This window comes from Dyella koreensis (genome assembly GCF_044904565.1).
GTDB classification, from domain to species: Bacteria; Pseudomonadota; Gammaproteobacteria; order Xanthomonadales; family Rhodanobacteraceae; genus Dyella_D; species Dyella_D koreensis.
The window spans coordinates 1,030,560-1,045,746 of sequence record NZ_JADIKD010000012.1 but is presented as its reverse complement, the minus strand read 5'-3'; the positions used below and the strand labels follow the sequence as shown (position 1 = coordinate 1,045,746).

Here is a 15,187-nt window from a genome sequence, read left to right as displayed (position 1 = left end):
GTCAGATCCTCAGGACCGTTTCGACGGCCCAGGCCTTGCCGTTGCCCGCCTTCGACAGCGGAATGTCGCCCTGATAGCCGCCGGGCACGGCCGCATACTGCAGCACCTGCGTGCAGCCGGGTTCGGACATGAAGAAGCCCAGCATGGCCAGCTTCTTGGTCATCAGCACGAACGCGGGCGCCGAGGTCGGTTCGAGATCCTTGCCCTTGGCCAGTGCCTGTTCGTGGAGTTTGACGACCAGCGCCTTGCGCCGCGCGGCATCGAGCTGGAGGAACGGTTTGCCGCTCTCCTTCTCGAACGCGGCCAGCGCGCTGAGGTAGCGCTTTTGTTCTTCCGGCGTATAGACGTCCTTGAACATCTGGTCGATGAAGCGCGGCACGCCTGCATCGACCGCACCGGGCGTATCAGAGCGCGGGATGATGATGTCCACTACAGCGGCCATCAGGTCGCCTTGCGTCTTGCTGAAGAACTGCGGGGCGGCGCCGCCGTTCTGCGCGGCGGCATGGGCATCGAACACGGCCAGCAGCGACGGCGCGGCCACGGCGCCCACGGCCAGCGCGGACATGCATTTCAACCATTCGCGACGGTTCATGGCGGTCTCCTCAGATATTGCCGCGCTTGAGTTCTTCCACAGCATGGGCAGCCGCGCGCGCGGTCATGGCCATGTAGGTGAGCGACGGGTTCTGGCAGCCGGAGGAGGCCATGAACGAGCCGTCGGTGACGAAGACGTTCTTGCAGGCATGCATCTGGTTCCACCCATTGAGCACCGAGGTCTTCGGGTCGCGGCCCATGCGCGCGGTGCCCATCTCGTGGATACCGGCGCCGACGTTGGCCTCGACCTTGAACGATTTCACGTCGCGATAGCCGGCAGCGGTGAGCATCTCCATCGCATCGTTGATGATCTCCTTGCCGATCATCAGCTCATTCTCCTCGTGCGCCGCGTCGAAGTTGAGTACCGGCATGCCGTACTTGTCTTTGCGGCTGGTATCCAGGGTGACCTTGTTGCGGTGGGAGGGCAGCATCTCGCCAAAGCCCATCATCGAGATGGTCCAGGGCCCGGGCGTCTGCGCGGCGCGCTTCAGCTCGTCGCCGAGCATCGGCGTATCCACCAGCCGCGTCCAGTCGCGGCGGCTCGCGCCGCCCTGGTAGCCGAAGCCGCGCAGATACTGGCGCTTGTCGCCGCCGATGTTGCGGTAGCGCGGGATGTAGAAGCCGTTCGGGCGGCGGCCGCTGTAGTAGCGATCTTCGTGGCCGTCGACCAGCGCACGCGCGCCACTGCCGAACAAGTGATCCATGATGTTGTGGCCCAGCTCACCGCTGTCGTTGCCGAAGCCGTTGGGGAAGCGGCTGGAGGTGGAGTGCAGCAGGATGTGCGTGGTGCCGAAGGTCGACGCGCACATGAAGATGACCTTGGCGAAATACTCGGTCTGGTGGCCGGTCTCGGCATCCAGCACGCGTACGCCGGTGGCCTTGCCCTTGGCGTTGTCGTAGATCAGTTCGTAGACGATGGCGTTGGTCACCAGGGTCATGTTGCCGGTCTTTTCGGCGGCGGGCAGCGTCGAGGAGTTGCTGCTGAAGTACGCGCCGTAGGGGCAGCCGCGCATGCAGAGATTGCGATACTGGCAAGGCGCGCGCTGCGGGCTCTTGTCGTGCTTGAGCGGTCCCGAAAGATTGGCGGTGCGGCCGATGATCAGCTTGCGGCCACCGAACTTGGCAGCAAGCTTGTCGCGGAAATCCTTCTCCGGACGGGTCAGCTCCATCGGCGGCAGGAAATCGCCATCCGGCAACTGCGGCAGGTGCTCGATCGAGCCGCTGACGCCGATGAAGTTCTCGACGTAGTCGTACCAGGGCGCCACATCCTCGTAGCGAACAGGCCAATCCACGCCGACACCTTCCTTGCCGTTGGCCTCGAAATCCATCGGGCTGAGTCGATAGCTCTGTCGGCCCCACATCAGCGAGCGCCCGCCGACGTGATAGCCGCGGAACCAGTCGAACGGCCGGGTTTCCTCATAAGGGTTGTCGAGGTCGTCGACAAACCAGTGTTTGGTGGACTGCGTGATGCCGTAGAAAGAAGGGCGCGTGTGGATAGGGTGGCGCGCAATGTCCTCTCGCGTAGGTTCGTCGGCGTAGGGCAGCTCCCACGGCGCTTTCATCGCGGTGGGGTAATCGCCGTGCTCGACCATGCGGCCACGATCCAGCACCAGCGTCTTGAGTCCTTTCTCGGTGAGTTCCTTGGCGGCCCAGCCGCCGCTGACGCCAGTGCCGACGACAATGGCGTCGTATGTGTTCTTTTCCATGCGGGTCCCTTGGGGCAAGGTCACGATCAATAGAAAGCGCGGTTCAGCGCAGCGGACGCAGGTAGGCGTAGTCGACACGCGCCGCGTCGAGCTGGCTCATGCGCGCGAAGGGGCCTTCCTGTTCGACAAAGCAGTGTTTCAATCCGGCGCGATCCGCCGCCGCCATCACCGGCTTGTAGTCGATGGTGCCGCGTCCGAGTTCGGCGCCTGGATAGTCCTTGCCGCCAGCGGTGGACAGGAAATCCTTGGCATGCATCAGCGGAATGCGGCCGGGATTCGCCTTGAAATAGTCGGCCGGATTCTTGCCGCCCACATGGACCCAGCCGCAATCGAGTTCGAACTTGACCAGGTGCGGATCGGTTTCCTTGAGCAGCACGTCGTAGAAGGTCTGCCCGTTACCGACGTCGGTAAATTCCAGATGATGGTTGTGGTAGGCGTATTGCAGCCCGGCCTTCTTGGCCTTTTCGCCGAGTCGGTTGGCGTACTCCGCAGTGCGTCTGGCCTCGTCGAGGGAGTAGGTCGGCTCCGGCGCGTTCTGACCCTTGGCGGCCTGCTCCTTCTGCATGATCGAAGGCAGCATGCTGCTGACCACGTACTGCGAGCCGAGCGTGTGTGCGGCTTCGATACCCGGGTCGATGCCGAGACTGTCGAAGTGCAGGCTGGGGCAGCCCAGGCCGGCGGCATTCAATTGATCGCGCAGGGTCTTGGCGGTGCTGGTGATGATGGCTTCGATTTCGGTATAGCCGATGCTCTTGAGTGTCTTGAGCGTGCCAGCCGGGTCGTCCTGGTACGCCTTGAGCACCATGTACAGCTGGATGCCGAGCGGCTTGCCTTGCGCGGAGGCTGCGAGAATCCTTCCGGGCATACTGGTTGCCAGCCACGCGGCGGAGCCGCAAAGCGCGGATCGAGCCAGGAACTGCCTGCGAGTCATCGTCATGTCGTTTTCTCTTCGGCGATCAGGTTGAGACGGGGAGTGTTGGGGATCAGTCGGCAACGGCGACGGGGTTTCCGACGGTATCTTTGCGGTCCTTGAACATCAGTACGAACAGCACCAGGACCAACGCGGCGCAGGCGCCGGCGATCAGCCAGATCGGACGCCAGTCGTGCGCGGCGGCGCCCTGCGCGGCATACATATCGACCACCCGTCCCGACAGCCACGAGCCGACGAACATCCCTAAGCCGTAGGTGAGGAAGGTGATCAGGCCCTGCGTCGCCGCGCGCAATGCCGGCGGCGCCTCGCGGTCGATGTAGATCTGGCCCACCACGAAGAAGAAGTCGAAGCAGATGCCATGCAGCACGATGCCCAGCCACAGCATCCACATCAACTCGCCGGGCGCGCCGAAGGCGAACATCACATAACGGACCACCCAGGCCAGCATGCCCACGGCGAGCATGTACTTCACCCCCAGGCGCCGGAAGAACCAGGGGATCAGCAGCATGCAGAGGATTTCCGACATCTGTCCGCCGGTCATCTTGCCTACCGCGTTCACCACGCCGACCTCATTGAGGAAGAGGTTGGTGAACGCGTAGTAGAACTGCAGCGGGATACAGATCAGGAACGAGGCGAGGGCGAATATCGCCATCGAGCGGTCACGCAACAGGTGCAAGGCTTCGAGCGGCAGCGCATGGCGCAGTTCGAAGCGCTGGTGGCGCGCCAGCGGCGGGGTCGCCGGCAACGTGAGGCAGTAGATCGCCGTCACCACCGAAAGCCCCGCTGCCAGATGCAGCGGCGTGGCCGTGCCTTCCACACCCCACTTGCCCACGATCAAGCCGACCACGATCCAGCCGATCGTACCGAGCACGCGGATGCCGCCGAACTCCTCTCGCGGATCGGCGATGTGGCGCATCGCCAGCGAGGTGGTCAGCGCCAGGGTAGGCATGTAGCAGAGGCTATAGGCGAGCAGGGTGGCGTACAGCGCCAGGAACGAGGTCTGCCGCGCCGCCACGACCAGCAGCACGGCACCAAGAACGTGCAGGGCGGCGAGTACGCGGCGCGTGTCAAACAGGCGGTCGGCCAGCAGGCCCACGAACAGCGGCGAGATCATCGCGCCAATCGCCGTAGTGCTGGCGATGGCGCCGATTTCCTGACCGCTGAAGTGCAGTGTCTTGCCCAGCCAGGTGCCGACGGTGACGAACCAGGCGCCCCAGATCGCGTACTCGAACAGCATCATCAATCTAAGGCGCCATTTCATTCCCGCGTTCCCCTTCGTTGTTTTGGCTCGTTGCGTTTTGGTTTGAGCTGCTCTTCGACGCTTTGCCATACACCACCCGCGGCATGGCTCTTGAGCATGGCGTCGACCAGAAGGCTGTTGCGGTAACCGTCGGCGAAGGTGGGTAGGGCAGCGGGCTTCGTTTCCGGCGTGCCGCCGCCGCGTATCCACGCATAGGCATCGGCCATCAGGTTACGGAAGGCGTCGCTCCAGGCTTCCGGATGGCCCGCGGGCAAATGCGCATAGCCGCGCGCGGAGGGATCTAGCAGCGCGGGATCCCTCGACAGCAAGGTGTTGGGCTGCGCGTGATGGCCGATCCATAGTTCGTTGGGTTGTTCCTGTCGCCACGCAACGGAGGCAAGGCGGCCGCTCACTTCCAGGCGCAGGTCGTTCTTGTGGCCGGGAAGCACCTGGCCCACCGTGACGCAGCCGCGTGCGCCGTTGTCGAAACGCAAAAGCACACTGGCCAAATCTTCACTGGTGATCTTGACCTCGCGCCGCTGCGCCGACTTCGATTTGGCGAAGGCTTTGGTCGATTCGGCTGGCGCATGCCGAATCGGCACGGCGGTATGCAGGTCGGCCAACACGGCCGTGATCCGCGCGCCGGTGACGTGTTCGGCGAGATCACACCAGTGCGAGCCGATGTCGCCGAGCGCGGAACTGGCGCCCCCCAGCTTCGGATCGAGACGCCACGAATAGGTCTGCTCGTCGGTCAGCCAGTCCTGCAGATAACAACCATGCACGAACACCGGCGCACCGAGTTTCCCCTTGGCGATCATCGCGCGCGCCTGCTGCACGAGCGCGTGGCTGCGGTAGTTGAATGTAACGACATGCGCCACGCCCGCTTCGCGCGCGGCTTCATAAAGCTCGCGGCTCTCTTGCACATTGCTCGCCAGCGGCTTGTCGGAGATCACATGCTTGCCGGCGCGCAGCGCTGCCAGCGAGACTTCTTTATGCAAATGATTCGGCGTGGTGTTGTGCACCACCTGCACGGCGGGATCGGCGATCAGTTCCTGGTAACTCGCGTAGGCGCGCCCGGCGTCCAGCTCGCGTGCTCTCTTCTTTGCGGACTCAAGACTGGAGCCGGCGATACCGATGATCTCGACATCACCCAGTCGGCGTACCGCATCGAGGTGGTGCGCCGCGATAAAGCCAGGGCCGACCAGCCCCATGCCGAGTTTCTTCATCGGCCCATCTCCCCGAAGGCAAGCCTGGTGGGGAGTTCAAGGAGGTAGTAACGGCCGGAGAGGGGTGGAGATACAGGTGTGGCGCCGGGCGCGGGCCTGGGGCTGTTCGATACGGACTGGCTTGCCACTTCCCCTCCGATACATCACTGTCATTGGGTGAATGTATTCGATTACATTCGCTTGAAAGCTGGGCTTTGCTGCTTGATCCGGGAGCTGCGTGATTCTGCGCGACAACCGATTCGCTGAATAACGCTGAAAAACGTGCCGCTGTATGTAGCAGATGTACAAACGCCGATGCAACGATTTCATGTAATCCATTACATTGCACTGCACAAATATGCAGCGAACTAACCACTTGGATATTTCGTTTCCAGGTGCTTGTTGACCGGAGTGCGGGTGGTATCGTCCATGCCACAACGCGATGAGGGAGTCTGAAGCTCGTGAGTACGGCGGGATCCAAGGGCAAAGGGAAGGGCACCAAAGGCACGCGATCGAAAACCGTCGCGCAGCCGGCGCGCGTCAAGACGGTCAAGGAGATTGCCGCCATCGCGAAGGTGTCGGTGGCGACGGTTTCGCGCGCTTTGCAGCGGCCCGAGATCGTCAGCGAAGCGACACGCCTGCATATCCATGAGGTGGTCAAGCGTCTGGGTTACACGCCCAACGCACTGGCACGCAATCTGCGCACGGCGCGCACGCGACTGATCGTCGCCTTGCTGCCCGATATCGCCAATCCGTTTTTCTCCGAAGTGATCCGCGGCATCGAGCAGGTTGCGCATGAGAACGGCTATTCGGTGCTGCTGGGCGAGACGCAGAGCAGCCTCGTGCGCGAGCAGGCTTATGCCGACATGGTCGCGGCGCGCCAGGCCGACGGCATCATCACCATGTCGCATCGCGTGCCGGCGATTCCGATCGATGGACGCCTGCCTGTGGTCAATGCCTGCGAATACGTCAAGGACAGCCAGATCTCCAGCGTCTATATCGACAACGTCATGGCAGCCGGTGCCGCGGTCGACTACCTCGTGACGCTGGGACATCGCGACATCGCCTTCATCGCCGGCCCGTCGTCGAGTCCGATCTGCGTGGATCGCGAACAGGGCTACCAGCTCGCTTTGCAGCGGGCAAAGATTCCCGCCAATCCCGCGCTCACGGCCGTCGGTGATTTTTCGATCGAAGCGGGTGAGCGCGCCATCGAGTTGTTCCTGTCGCAAGGACAGACGTTCAGCGCGGTGTTCTGTTCCAACGACGAGATGGCGATCGGTGCGATGCGCGCATTGAGCGCGCACGGCTTGCGCGTGCCGGATGATGTCTCCGTGGTCGGTTTCGACGACATCCGTTTCGCGCGTTACACCTCACCGTCGCTGACCACCGTCGCCCAGCCGAAGAACGCGCTGGGGCGTGAAGCCATGACCATGATGATCGAGCTGCTCAACGATCCGGAGGTGCCGCCGCGCAAGCGCGTGCTGTCGGCCGATCTGGTGGTGCGGGGCTCGACGGCGCCGCGCGCGTCGAGGCGTGGATAGCGAATTACCTCCATGATGTCGTCACGCGGAGTTGCCAGGCACTCGGGTCAAGACCCATGCGGCGCCATGCAAGATGGCGCCCACCGCGAACAAGACCGTCATGGCCCAACTCAAGCGCGTACGGAGAAACAAGGCCGGCTGCGCCATGCTCCTCAGTAGCCAGAATCCTGCCCCGGATAACGCGAGCAGGCTTTGAACGTTGTGAGTGGACGCGCAGAGCGACACGCCATAGACGACCAGAACGTAGCTCAACATGAGGTTGAGTGTCTGGGTGATGCTCTGATTAAGCGTTCCACTGCCCTTGAGGGATTGCGGCCACTTGAGCCAACGCCAGAAGGCCAGATGAAAGAGTGCGAAGCCGAGATCGAAGGCAACGCATAGTGTAATGACTACCATTGAAGACATTGACTTGGCTCCCATGATGACGCCGGACATCGAAGATCACTCGTGAAGTGATGGGTCTCAGCGGATAGAAATGGATTCCGCGGCACGACCGCACAGTCATGCCTGGACCGTGAACTTACCGGCCCTCAGCCAACAGGCATGCTGCGGCCTGCAGTCCCGAGAACATGGCCGACGGCACGCCAAAACCGGGGAAGGTGGTCTGGCCGGCGAGGTAGAGACCCTGCAAGGCCGTGCGGTGAGGGAAGTAAAGATTGGGATTGGTGCCAGGGGCGACGCCATAAAGAGCACCTTCGTGCAAATGCCGCTGGTGAGCGAAGGTTTGTGGATCGAGCGTTCGCGCCGTATCGATCTGGAACTTGGGAAGGCGGCGTTGCAATGCGGCCAGATGTCCTGCGAGCGCGTGCTCGGTCATCGCGGGCGTCCATTCGTCGGCGTGTGCGATGCCGGACACGGGGGCATACAGTTCGATCACTGCTTTGCCTGCCGGAGCAAGTCCGGACAGTACTTCGCTTGGTGAAGTCCAGGAGAGCCAGCGTGGCTCGCCACTAGTGGCGCGGTGTATCTCACCTTGCTCTGCCATGTCGGGCACATGGTTGACGATGAAGGACTTGGATGGCAGCTCGAATTGGCCCCCAAGTTGTATCGCGATTGCCCGGTGTGACAACGGTGCTTTGCGCGCGGTGCGCTGCATCGCGCGCGGCACGGCTGCCGGTGGAAGCAGATGCTCGACGACACTGAAGCCGGCGCAGGTGGCGATGACTTCGCGTGCGGCGATGCGCTCGCCGCCCGCCAGTATCACGCCGCTCACGGCACCATGGGCGACGTCGATCCGCTCGACTTTGCAGCCGCAACGTACCCTGACGCCCAAGCTTTGCAGTGCGCGATGCAGTGACGCCGTGATGGCGCCCATGCCTTTACGCGGCAGGTGGAACCCTTCCTCCAGCAAGGCAAGCAGGCCGATCAGTTGCGAAGCCGATAACCGCTGTGGGGCCGTGCCGGTGTAGAGCAGGATGGACGCGACTGCGGCCTGCAACGCGGGATCGGGAAAGTAGCGGGCGATCAGCCGGTCCGCTCGTCCGGCCAACGTCGGTAGATAGCGCCACAGTTGCGCCAGTGTCCGCGGCAGCGATGGTTCGAACGGCAGGATCTCGTCGAGCAGGCGGTGGTAAATGGGTTGCCAGTCGCGTTGCAGGTCGCGCAGGCCATCGCGCAGCAACTTGGTGCGGAGCGACGCCTGTGGGCCTTCCACACGAGTGCTGTCCGGCGCACTCAGGTGCACCACGGTGCCGTCGTCGAGATGGGTCTCGTGCGGATGCTCGATGGGTAGCAGCGGCACCTCGGAATCAAAATCCAGTTCCAGTTGGTCAAAGGCGCGACGCAGCAAGGAGGGTACGGCGACGTACACGGCACCGTTGTTGAAGGTATAGCCATCCATCTGGGTGTTGGAACAACAACCGCCTATCGTATTTCCCGCTTCCAGCAACTCCACGTCACGGCCTGTGCGGGCCAACGCCAATGCGGCGGACAGGCCGGACAGGCCGGCACCGATCACGATGACAGGAAGGGCAGGCTGGGGCATGGTGAACCTCATCAAGGGTTTATGGATCAATGTCAGTTCAAGCCGCCAGCGGCCATCCTTCGTGGCGCCATGCTATGCTGGCCCGTCAATAATTGAACAATGTTCAATTATGAACATTGTTTATTAACTATCGCAACCATGCCCACACCTACCCGCACCCATCGCAAACGCACCCGTACCCGCGAACACCTTGTCGCGGTGGCCTTGGCGCTGTTCGACCAATACGGCTATGACGCCGTCACCATGGAGCAGATCGCCGCTGCCGCGGACGTTGCGCGCGGCACGCTCTACAACCACTTTCCAGTAAAGGAAGCCGTGTTGGTGCAAGCCCTGCACGTACAACTGGCGAGCGAACTCGGACCTTTGCTGCAGAAGGCGATGACACGCCGCGGCCTGTTGGCACAGCTTACGGGGGTGTTTGAAGCCTCAGCGAAGTGGTGGGAGGCACATCGCGACTATGCGGCCCCTTACATCCGCTACCGCTTTCAGACCATTAGCGACGGACAAGCCGGGCAAAGCGATTCTGAAATGCAGACGCTCTATGCGCAGCTGATCGAACGGGCGCAAGCCGGAGGCGAGATCCGCGACGACATTGCACCGGTCCTGCTATCCGGGCATCTGCATTTCCTGTACCTGGGCGCGGTGTTGCGCTGGCTGGAGAATCGAAAGGTCAAGTTGACCAAGGAGCTTGCCGGTGCGTTGGCGTTTTTCATGGCCGCCACGATGCCGCGATAAGCCGCTTGGCCATGAGCTGATGCCCGCCTGGTTCCGGTCGCATCATTCATGCACATCAAAAGGGTCGAAAGGTCGGCCGCATCTCGCTCGCGCATTGATATACATCAATCCTTCCTGCTTTGGCCTATCCATACTTGAGCCAAGCAGAGGAGGTCTGAATCATGATCGTCAGCGACGCGATGACCTGCCAGGTACGTACCGCTCTTGTCACAGACAGAGTGTCTCTCGTGATGCGCATCATGCTGGGGGTGAGGGTGAGTGGTCTCCCTGTCGTTGATGCCCAGGGAGCCTTGGTCGGCATCGTGACGGAAGGCGACTTGCTGCGACGGACGGAAATTGGAACCGAGCGCCGACGGCCGCGCTGGCTGGAAATCATTCTCGGTCCGCGGCGCCTGGCGCAGGAATACGTGGAGTCTCACAGTCGCCGGGTGGGAGATCTGATGACGACCAATGTGCTGACGATCGATGAGTCCGCCCCCTTGGTGGATGCGGTAGACCTCATGGAAAAGCACCACATCAAGCGTCTGCCCGTGCTCCATCAAGGCCGGCTGATAGGCATGCTTAGTCGGGCAGACCTCATGCGGGTGTTTCTCAACGCCCTGCCCAGGGAGGAAGAGGCGGTCAACATGTCGGATGCCGATATTCGGACGCATATCTATCAGGAGATGTTGCGACATCCCTGGATCACCCATTCGGTCATCCAGGTTGAGGTGACAAAAGGTGTTGTCGATCTTCGTGGCGTCATTACAAATGACGTCATGCGTCATGCGCTGCGCGTGCTGGTAGAGAATGTTCCCGGGGTCGTCAGCGTCAAAGACAAGCTAACCGATGCCTCACCCATCACGGGCGGCATCTAAAGGTAGGCAACAACGCTCGACCAAGAAGCCGATGTTTATCGCCGATGCTATTTCACATATGCACTGAATAGATCTGTTTTCGCTGTAAGCCATAGCGGCCGATTGGAAATGCTCGCCTTTGATTCAAAAGCGAGCGTCTAAGGCAGCCTCTACAGATCGATGACGATCCGTCCATCGACTTTGCCAGCCTTGAGGTCCGCGAAGACCTGGTTGATGTCGGTCAACTTGGCCTTGTGTATATGGGCGCGCACCTTGCCATCGGCTGCGAAAGCCAGGGCTTCGGCGAGATCCTTGCGCGTACCGACAATCGATCCCCGCAGCGTGATGCGCTTCAGTACAACATCGAAGATGGGCGTCGAGAAATCGCCAGGAGGCAGGCCCACAAGGCTTACAGTGCCTTTGCGCCGAGCCATGTGTAGCGCCTGGTTGAAAGCCGGCGGCGACACCGCCGTGACCAGCACGCCATGAGCCCCGCCTCCGGTCTGCTTCACGACTTGCGCCGCCGCGTCAGGTGCCTTGGCATTGACCGCGATATCCGCGCCAAGCTGGCGGGCCAGGTCAAGCTTCTCTTCGGTGACATCGAGCGCGGCGACGTACAGACCCATCGCCTTGGCATACTGGATGGCGATGTGACCCAGGCCGCCAATGCCGGAGATGGCAATCCACTCGCCGGGCTTCGCTTCCGTTTCCTTGACGCCTTTGTAGGTGGTGACGCCTGCGCAAAGTATCGGTGCAAGCGCCGCGAAATCCGGGTTGGTCGGTAGTCGGGCAACGTAGGCCGCCGAGCCGATGGCGTATTCCGCGAACGTGCCATTCACGCTGTAGCCACTGTTGTGCTGAGATTCGCAAAGCGTCTCCCAGCCGTCGGTGCAGTATTCGCATCCGCCGCAGGCATCGTGCAGCCAGGCAATGCCGACGGGGTCGCCTTCCTTGAGATGCGTCACGCCTGGTCCGACCGCGGCGACAATGCCGGCGCCCTCGTGGCCCGGGACAAAGGAAGGTGTTGGCTTGACCGGCCAGTCGCCATCGGCGGCATGAAGGTCGGTATGGCATACGCCGGTCGAAACAATCTTGACGAGCACTTCGCCGTGGCCCGGTACGGGGATCGGTATCTCATCGATCGTCAGCGGCTTGCCGAACGTGTGGACGATTGCCGCTCGCATGGTCTTCGCCATATCACTGCTCCTCGGGTTGATAGGGCGACGTTAAACAATGTCGGAAACAGTTTATTGATCTCGATCAAGCGAGCGATGTCAGCAGTGACACACGCTATGACTTGGGTGCGGGTGCCGCTCGCGTAGCGTCAATGACCTCTATCGGGCAGGACGTGAAATCATGGCGGTCGTGCCCCTGTTCTAGCGTTTGACTGTCGGTGGGGCGCTGCGCGAGCAACGTAGTGCGCCAACAGCACCGTACAGTAAGGAAGACACGATATGACGACTACCTTGATCAAAGACGTTCTTATCTGGTGTGTAGTCCTGAACTACATCATCCTGCTTGCCTGGGCCGGCGTTTTCATCTTTGCCCGTGACTGGATGTATCGAATACATGGCCGCTGGTTCAAGCTTTCGGATGGTGCCTTTGATGCCATTCACTACGGCGGCATGGCTGTCTACAAGATCGGAATCATTCTGTTCAACCTGATTCCGCTGGTGTCGATCTGCCTGGCTTCTTAACAAGTCGTGCCAATGGCCGCCAGTCATTCGCCAGTGCGCACGTACAAGGCCAGCCTTATGCCGGGGGCGGCTCTCTGGCATGACAAGGGTGTCAGAGAGCTGCGCGCCTGAGTTGTTGATGACATTCCCGGGGAAAGGCCTCGTGCAGGCGATCGGCTAGTTCCTGGGTGGAACACGACACCAGATCGTTATGGATCTCGCCGACCATGACCTTCTCGAGCGATGGAGTGAGCTTCGCGTGCAGCACACCCAGGAAATGGGGTGGCGCCACCAGAATAAGGCGCCCGCACTGATGCTGTGCGATGCCGTGCTCCAGAGCCTCCACGATGCTGCTGGCGAACTGCCTTTCGCTCTTCTCGCGAGAGCTGGTGTGCACTTCGATGATGTGCCTGCCTGGGCCATGACTGTCATGAGTGCGCGAAGGCGAGTGATCGGCCTTGTTATGCGTCATGCTGCGGCGGCTGGGGTTGCTATAGCAGGCAATCTCGGTCATGCCGTCGTGCTCGGCGACTTCGAACAGCCGGGCGCGCGCTGCGTCGCTGATCAGTACCCAAGTGCGGGACATACTACCCTCCTCAGTCCAGTTCGAGTTCGAACGTCACCACGGCGGGATCTTCCGGATCAGGGCGGCTATGAAAGCCCAGGTATTGGGCCAGCGCATGCGCGCCCGCGCAGCGCACGGCATCCACGGCATACATGCGCTGCACGCCTTGCGCCCGCGCGACGCCGATAAGGTGCTGCATAAGTGCGCGGCCGACGCCACGGTTCTGCCACGTGGGATCGACGGTGACGGCACAATCGCAGCGCCTGCCATCGTCGCTGAGTCGATAGCAGGCAACCCCGATCTCTTTCTCCTGATCGCCATCGATGCTGAGCGCGGCGAGGGCGAATTCTCTGGATGCGTCGATATGGGTCAGCTCTCGCGCCGTCTCTGGACTTGAGTCCTTGACCAATCCCAGGAACCGATAGGAAAGCCCTTCCGGCGTAAGTCGCGACAGGAAGGATTTTTCGAGGGACGCGTCGGTATGCAGGATCGGCCGTATATACACCACGCTTCCGTCGCGCAGCCGCTCTTGCAGCGAAGGCGGCCTGGCTGGCAAAGAAATGGAGCGATGAGTCGTCTGTGTCATAGATTGGGCTCCTTTATTGTCCGGAGCATCCAGGGCCATGCGGGATCCAGGATCTTTCGCACGCATCGACAACCGTTGACGCGCGTCAGTGTGGTGTCGCCGTATGGGCCATCTTTTCGACTTGTTCCAAATTGTGTTTGGAGACGTTGCCAAGCAGGGTGAGCATGGTCCGGCTCTCTTCCATGTAGTCCGTCACCAGCGATGTCAGAAGCTTCGCCTGAAGGGCGGCAATTTCATCGGGTCGCTTGCACTGCGCGAACTGCGTCAGCAGCGCCATGTCTTTTTCGAAGCGCTCGTTCAAGAAGCGGACGGTTTCGGCCTGCACTTTGCTGGCGTCGTGCATCCAGGCGGAGAAGGCGCCGGACATGGCGGTGAGTGACTGCCGGGCCATGTCAGACATGGCCTGAACGTTGCCGGCGGAGACGTTGGGTGTGGACTTGGGCATGACGAAGGCCCTCAGTAAATGGATGGACGCAACTCACCTTACGCGCGATGGCGCGGCCCATATTGACGAGGATCAATTCTTTCTTAGGCCGGCCGGAGAGCGGCAACGGCACTCAACGTTTCTGGCGGAATGGACTGCGCCAGCGGGTAATCGATGGGGTAGTCGATCCACCCCTGCATGGCTGTTCGAAGTGCGAGCTGTGCTTCGGGCGACAGGGTCGCCAGCTCCTTGAGCAGGGCCATGAGCGCATCGTGCGCATTGAGATGCTGGGCCAGATGAATGGCATAGCCGGACGAGCATACCGATCGGGTGGCATAGGCATCGGCGATGGTATGGGCGTAACCATGGGCCAGCAGTGGGTCGGCCGCGTCCGAGACATGGTTGGCCAACAGGGCGATCCGCCGTTGCGGCTCGACGGCAGTCAGTCGCTGGTGCCTCAGCCCATGCCGCTGAACATCCCGGAGCAACTCGGCGGGCAGTGCCTGCAATTTGTGCTGTTGTGTCGGAGATGCCGACAGCGGATGCGCGTCGCCCCGATCACAGGCCATCCGCAGGCTTCCGCGCAGGCAGCCACAGGCCAGACTCCGGGCGACGTCATGCGCGAACCGGCGTCCCGCGGTGCTGTCGTAGGGCACCTGCAACATGGCCATGGCATCGGCCAGCCCCATCACGCCGATACGCAGATGAGTAGGGGCGTGGTCGACGGACCGAGCGGCCACGCAACACGCATTGTCCAGCGCGCGAACTGCCAGCGCGGCGGTGGTTTCGAACGACTCATGTTCAAAATAGGCATCACCCGAATAGGGTGCACAAACGAAACTTGCCGCATTCAGGACCGCGGCCAGTCCGTCACCGGGCCAATCGGGCTTTGCGGTGCCTGCGCTGACCATGATTCGCTCGTCCAGCAGCAAGCGCCAGCTTTCGCTGGCTTCGATAATGCGGCGCTCGAAGCTTTTTGCCTGATCCCGGGGTTCCGCAACCGACAGCGTTCGCGCGATGCGCGACCAGGTGTCATGGATGGAAAGGTCGCGCAGATATCCGTCTTCGCGCCAGCGAAACCAGGCATCCCAGGCTTCGACCGCGATGATGTCCTTGAAGAGCGATGGATGACGCATGACGGCTCATACGATGAACTTGTCGCGAGTA

Annotated in this window: 16 protein-coding genes; 4 read left to right on the top strand and 12 right to left on the bottom strand. The window is 61.7% G+C overall.

Features of this window, described 5'->3' with window-relative positions; translation table 11 throughout:
- Nucleotide 1: 1 nt before the first annotated feature.
- The 5 genes from ISS97_RS19735 to ISS97_RS19715 all read right to left on the bottom strand — a co-directional run bounded on the left by ISS97_RS19735 (nucleotide 2) and on the right by ISS97_RS19715 (nucleotide 5,694).
- The gene (locus tag ISS97_RS19735) at nucleotides 2–592 is read right to left on the bottom strand and encodes a gluconate 2-dehydrogenase subunit 3 family protein (RefSeq protein WP_379984467.1); all 591 of its coding nucleotides are present in this window, start codon (nucleotides 590–592) and stop codon (nucleotides 2–4) included.
- 10 nt (nucleotides 593–602) lie between these two features.
- Nucleotides 603–2,297 (bottom strand): GMC oxidoreductase, encoded by a 1,695-nt coding sequence (locus ISS97_RS19730; RefSeq protein ID WP_379984468.1) that lies wholly within the window; start codon nucleotides 2,295–2,297, stop codon nucleotides 603–605.
- A 43-nt stretch (nucleotides 2,298–2,340) separates the two neighbouring features.
- Nucleotides 2,341–3,162: a sugar phosphate isomerase/epimerase family protein gene (locus ISS97_RS19725; protein ID WP_379984469.1), complete on the bottom strand. Its 822-nt coding sequence runs from the start codon at nucleotides 3,160–3,162 to the stop codon at nucleotides 2,341–2,343.
- A gap of 118 nt (nucleotides 3,163–3,280) precedes the next feature.
- Nucleotides 3,281–4,489, bottom strand: coding sequence for a nucleoside permease (locus tag ISS97_RS19720; RefSeq protein WP_379984470.1), 1,209 nt, complete (start codon nucleotides 4,487–4,489; stop codon nucleotides 3,281–3,283).
- Nucleotides 4,486–5,694 carry a Gfo/Idh/MocA family protein gene (locus ISS97_RS19715; protein ID WP_379984471.1) on the bottom strand — a complete coding sequence of 403 codons (1,209 nt, stop codon included), beginning with the start codon at nucleotides 5,692–5,694 and terminating at the stop codon, nucleotides 4,486–4,488. The genes ISS97_RS19720 and ISS97_RS19715 overlap by 4 nt, the downstream gene beginning before the upstream one ends.
- A 440-nt stretch (nucleotides 5,695–6,134) precedes the next feature.
- On the opposite strand from ISS97_RS19715, the gene ISS97_RS19710 reads away from it, so the two are divergent.
- The gene (locus ISS97_RS19710) at nucleotides 6,135–7,214 is read left to right on the top strand and encodes a LacI family DNA-binding transcriptional regulator (RefSeq protein WP_379984472.1); all 1,080 of its coding nucleotides are present in this window, start codon (nucleotides 6,135–6,137) and stop codon (nucleotides 7,212–7,214) included.
- 21 nt (nucleotides 7,215–7,235) lie between these two features.
- Here the strand turns inward: ISS97_RS19710 and ISS97_RS19705 are convergent, their stop codons facing one another.
- Both ISS97_RS19705 and ISS97_RS19700 read right to left on the bottom strand, forming a co-directional pair.
- Complete coding sequence (locus tag ISS97_RS19705) at nucleotides 7,236–7,649, bottom strand: hypothetical protein (protein WP_379984473.1); 414 nt, start codon at nucleotides 7,647–7,649, stop codon at nucleotides 7,236–7,238.
- 85 nt (nucleotides 7,650–7,734) lie between these two features.
- On the bottom strand, nucleotides 7,735–9,198 hold the full coding sequence (locus ISS97_RS19700; protein WP_379984474.1) for a phytoene desaturase family protein: 1,464 nt from the start codon (nucleotides 9,196–9,198) through the stop codon (nucleotides 7,735–7,737).
- Between the two features lie 99 nt (nucleotides 9,199–9,297).
- Between ISS97_RS19700 and ISS97_RS19695 the strand changes: the two genes are divergently transcribed.
- Together ISS97_RS19695 and ISS97_RS19690 are read left to right on the top strand one after the other, a co-directional pair.
- Nucleotides 9,298–9,933 (top strand): TetR/AcrR family transcriptional regulator, encoded by a 636-nt coding sequence (locus tag ISS97_RS19695; protein ID WP_379984475.1) that lies wholly within the window; start codon nucleotides 9,298–9,300, stop codon nucleotides 9,931–9,933.
- 161 nt (nucleotides 9,934–10,094) lie between these two features.
- Nucleotides 10,095–10,790, top strand: a complete 696-nt coding sequence (locus ISS97_RS19690) for a CBS domain-containing protein (protein ID WP_379984476.1) — start codon at nucleotides 10,095–10,097, stop codon at nucleotides 10,788–10,790.
- 149 nt (nucleotides 10,791–10,939) lie between these two features.
- Here the strand turns inward: ISS97_RS19690 and adhP are convergent, their stop codons facing one another.
- Complete coding sequence (gene adhP, locus ISS97_RS19685) at nucleotides 10,940–11,965, bottom strand: alcohol dehydrogenase AdhP (RefSeq protein WP_379984477.1); 1,026 nt, start codon at nucleotides 11,963–11,965, stop codon at nucleotides 10,940–10,942.
- 258 nt (nucleotides 11,966–12,223) lie between these two features.
- Here adhP and ISS97_RS19680 point away from each other — a divergent pair, with 258 nt between their 5' ends.
- Entirely contained in the window at nucleotides 12,224–12,466 is a 243-nt protein-coding gene (locus ISS97_RS19680) for a DUF6868 family protein (RefSeq protein WP_379984478.1), read from the top strand.
- A 91-nt stretch (nucleotides 12,467–12,557) separates the two neighbouring features.
- Here ISS97_RS19680 and ISS97_RS19675 read toward each other — a convergent pair whose 3' ends face one another.
- The 4 genes from ISS97_RS19675 to ISS97_RS19660 form a co-directional block, all read right to left on the bottom strand.
- Nucleotides 12,558–13,031, bottom strand: a complete 474-nt coding sequence (locus ISS97_RS19675; protein ID WP_379984479.1) for a host attachment protein — start codon at nucleotides 13,029–13,031, stop codon at nucleotides 12,558–12,560.
- A gap of 10 nt (nucleotides 13,032–13,041) precedes the next feature.
- Nucleotides 13,042–13,635, bottom strand: coding sequence for a GNAT family N-acetyltransferase (locus ISS97_RS19670; protein WP_379984480.1), 594 nt, complete (start codon nucleotides 13,633–13,635; stop codon nucleotides 13,042–13,044).
- Between the two features lie 46 nt (nucleotides 13,636–13,681).
- Nucleotides 13,682–14,041: a phasin family protein gene (locus tag ISS97_RS19665; RefSeq protein ID WP_379984481.1), complete on the bottom strand. Its 360-nt coding sequence runs from the start codon at nucleotides 14,039–14,041 to the stop codon at nucleotides 13,682–13,684.
- Nucleotides 14,042–14,124: 83 nt separating this feature from the next.
- A complete protein-coding gene (locus ISS97_RS19660) occupies nucleotides 14,125–15,156 on the bottom strand; it encodes a hypothetical protein (protein WP_379984482.1) in 1,032 nt (343 codons plus the stop codon).
- Nucleotides 15,157–15,187 lie beyond the last annotated feature (31 nt).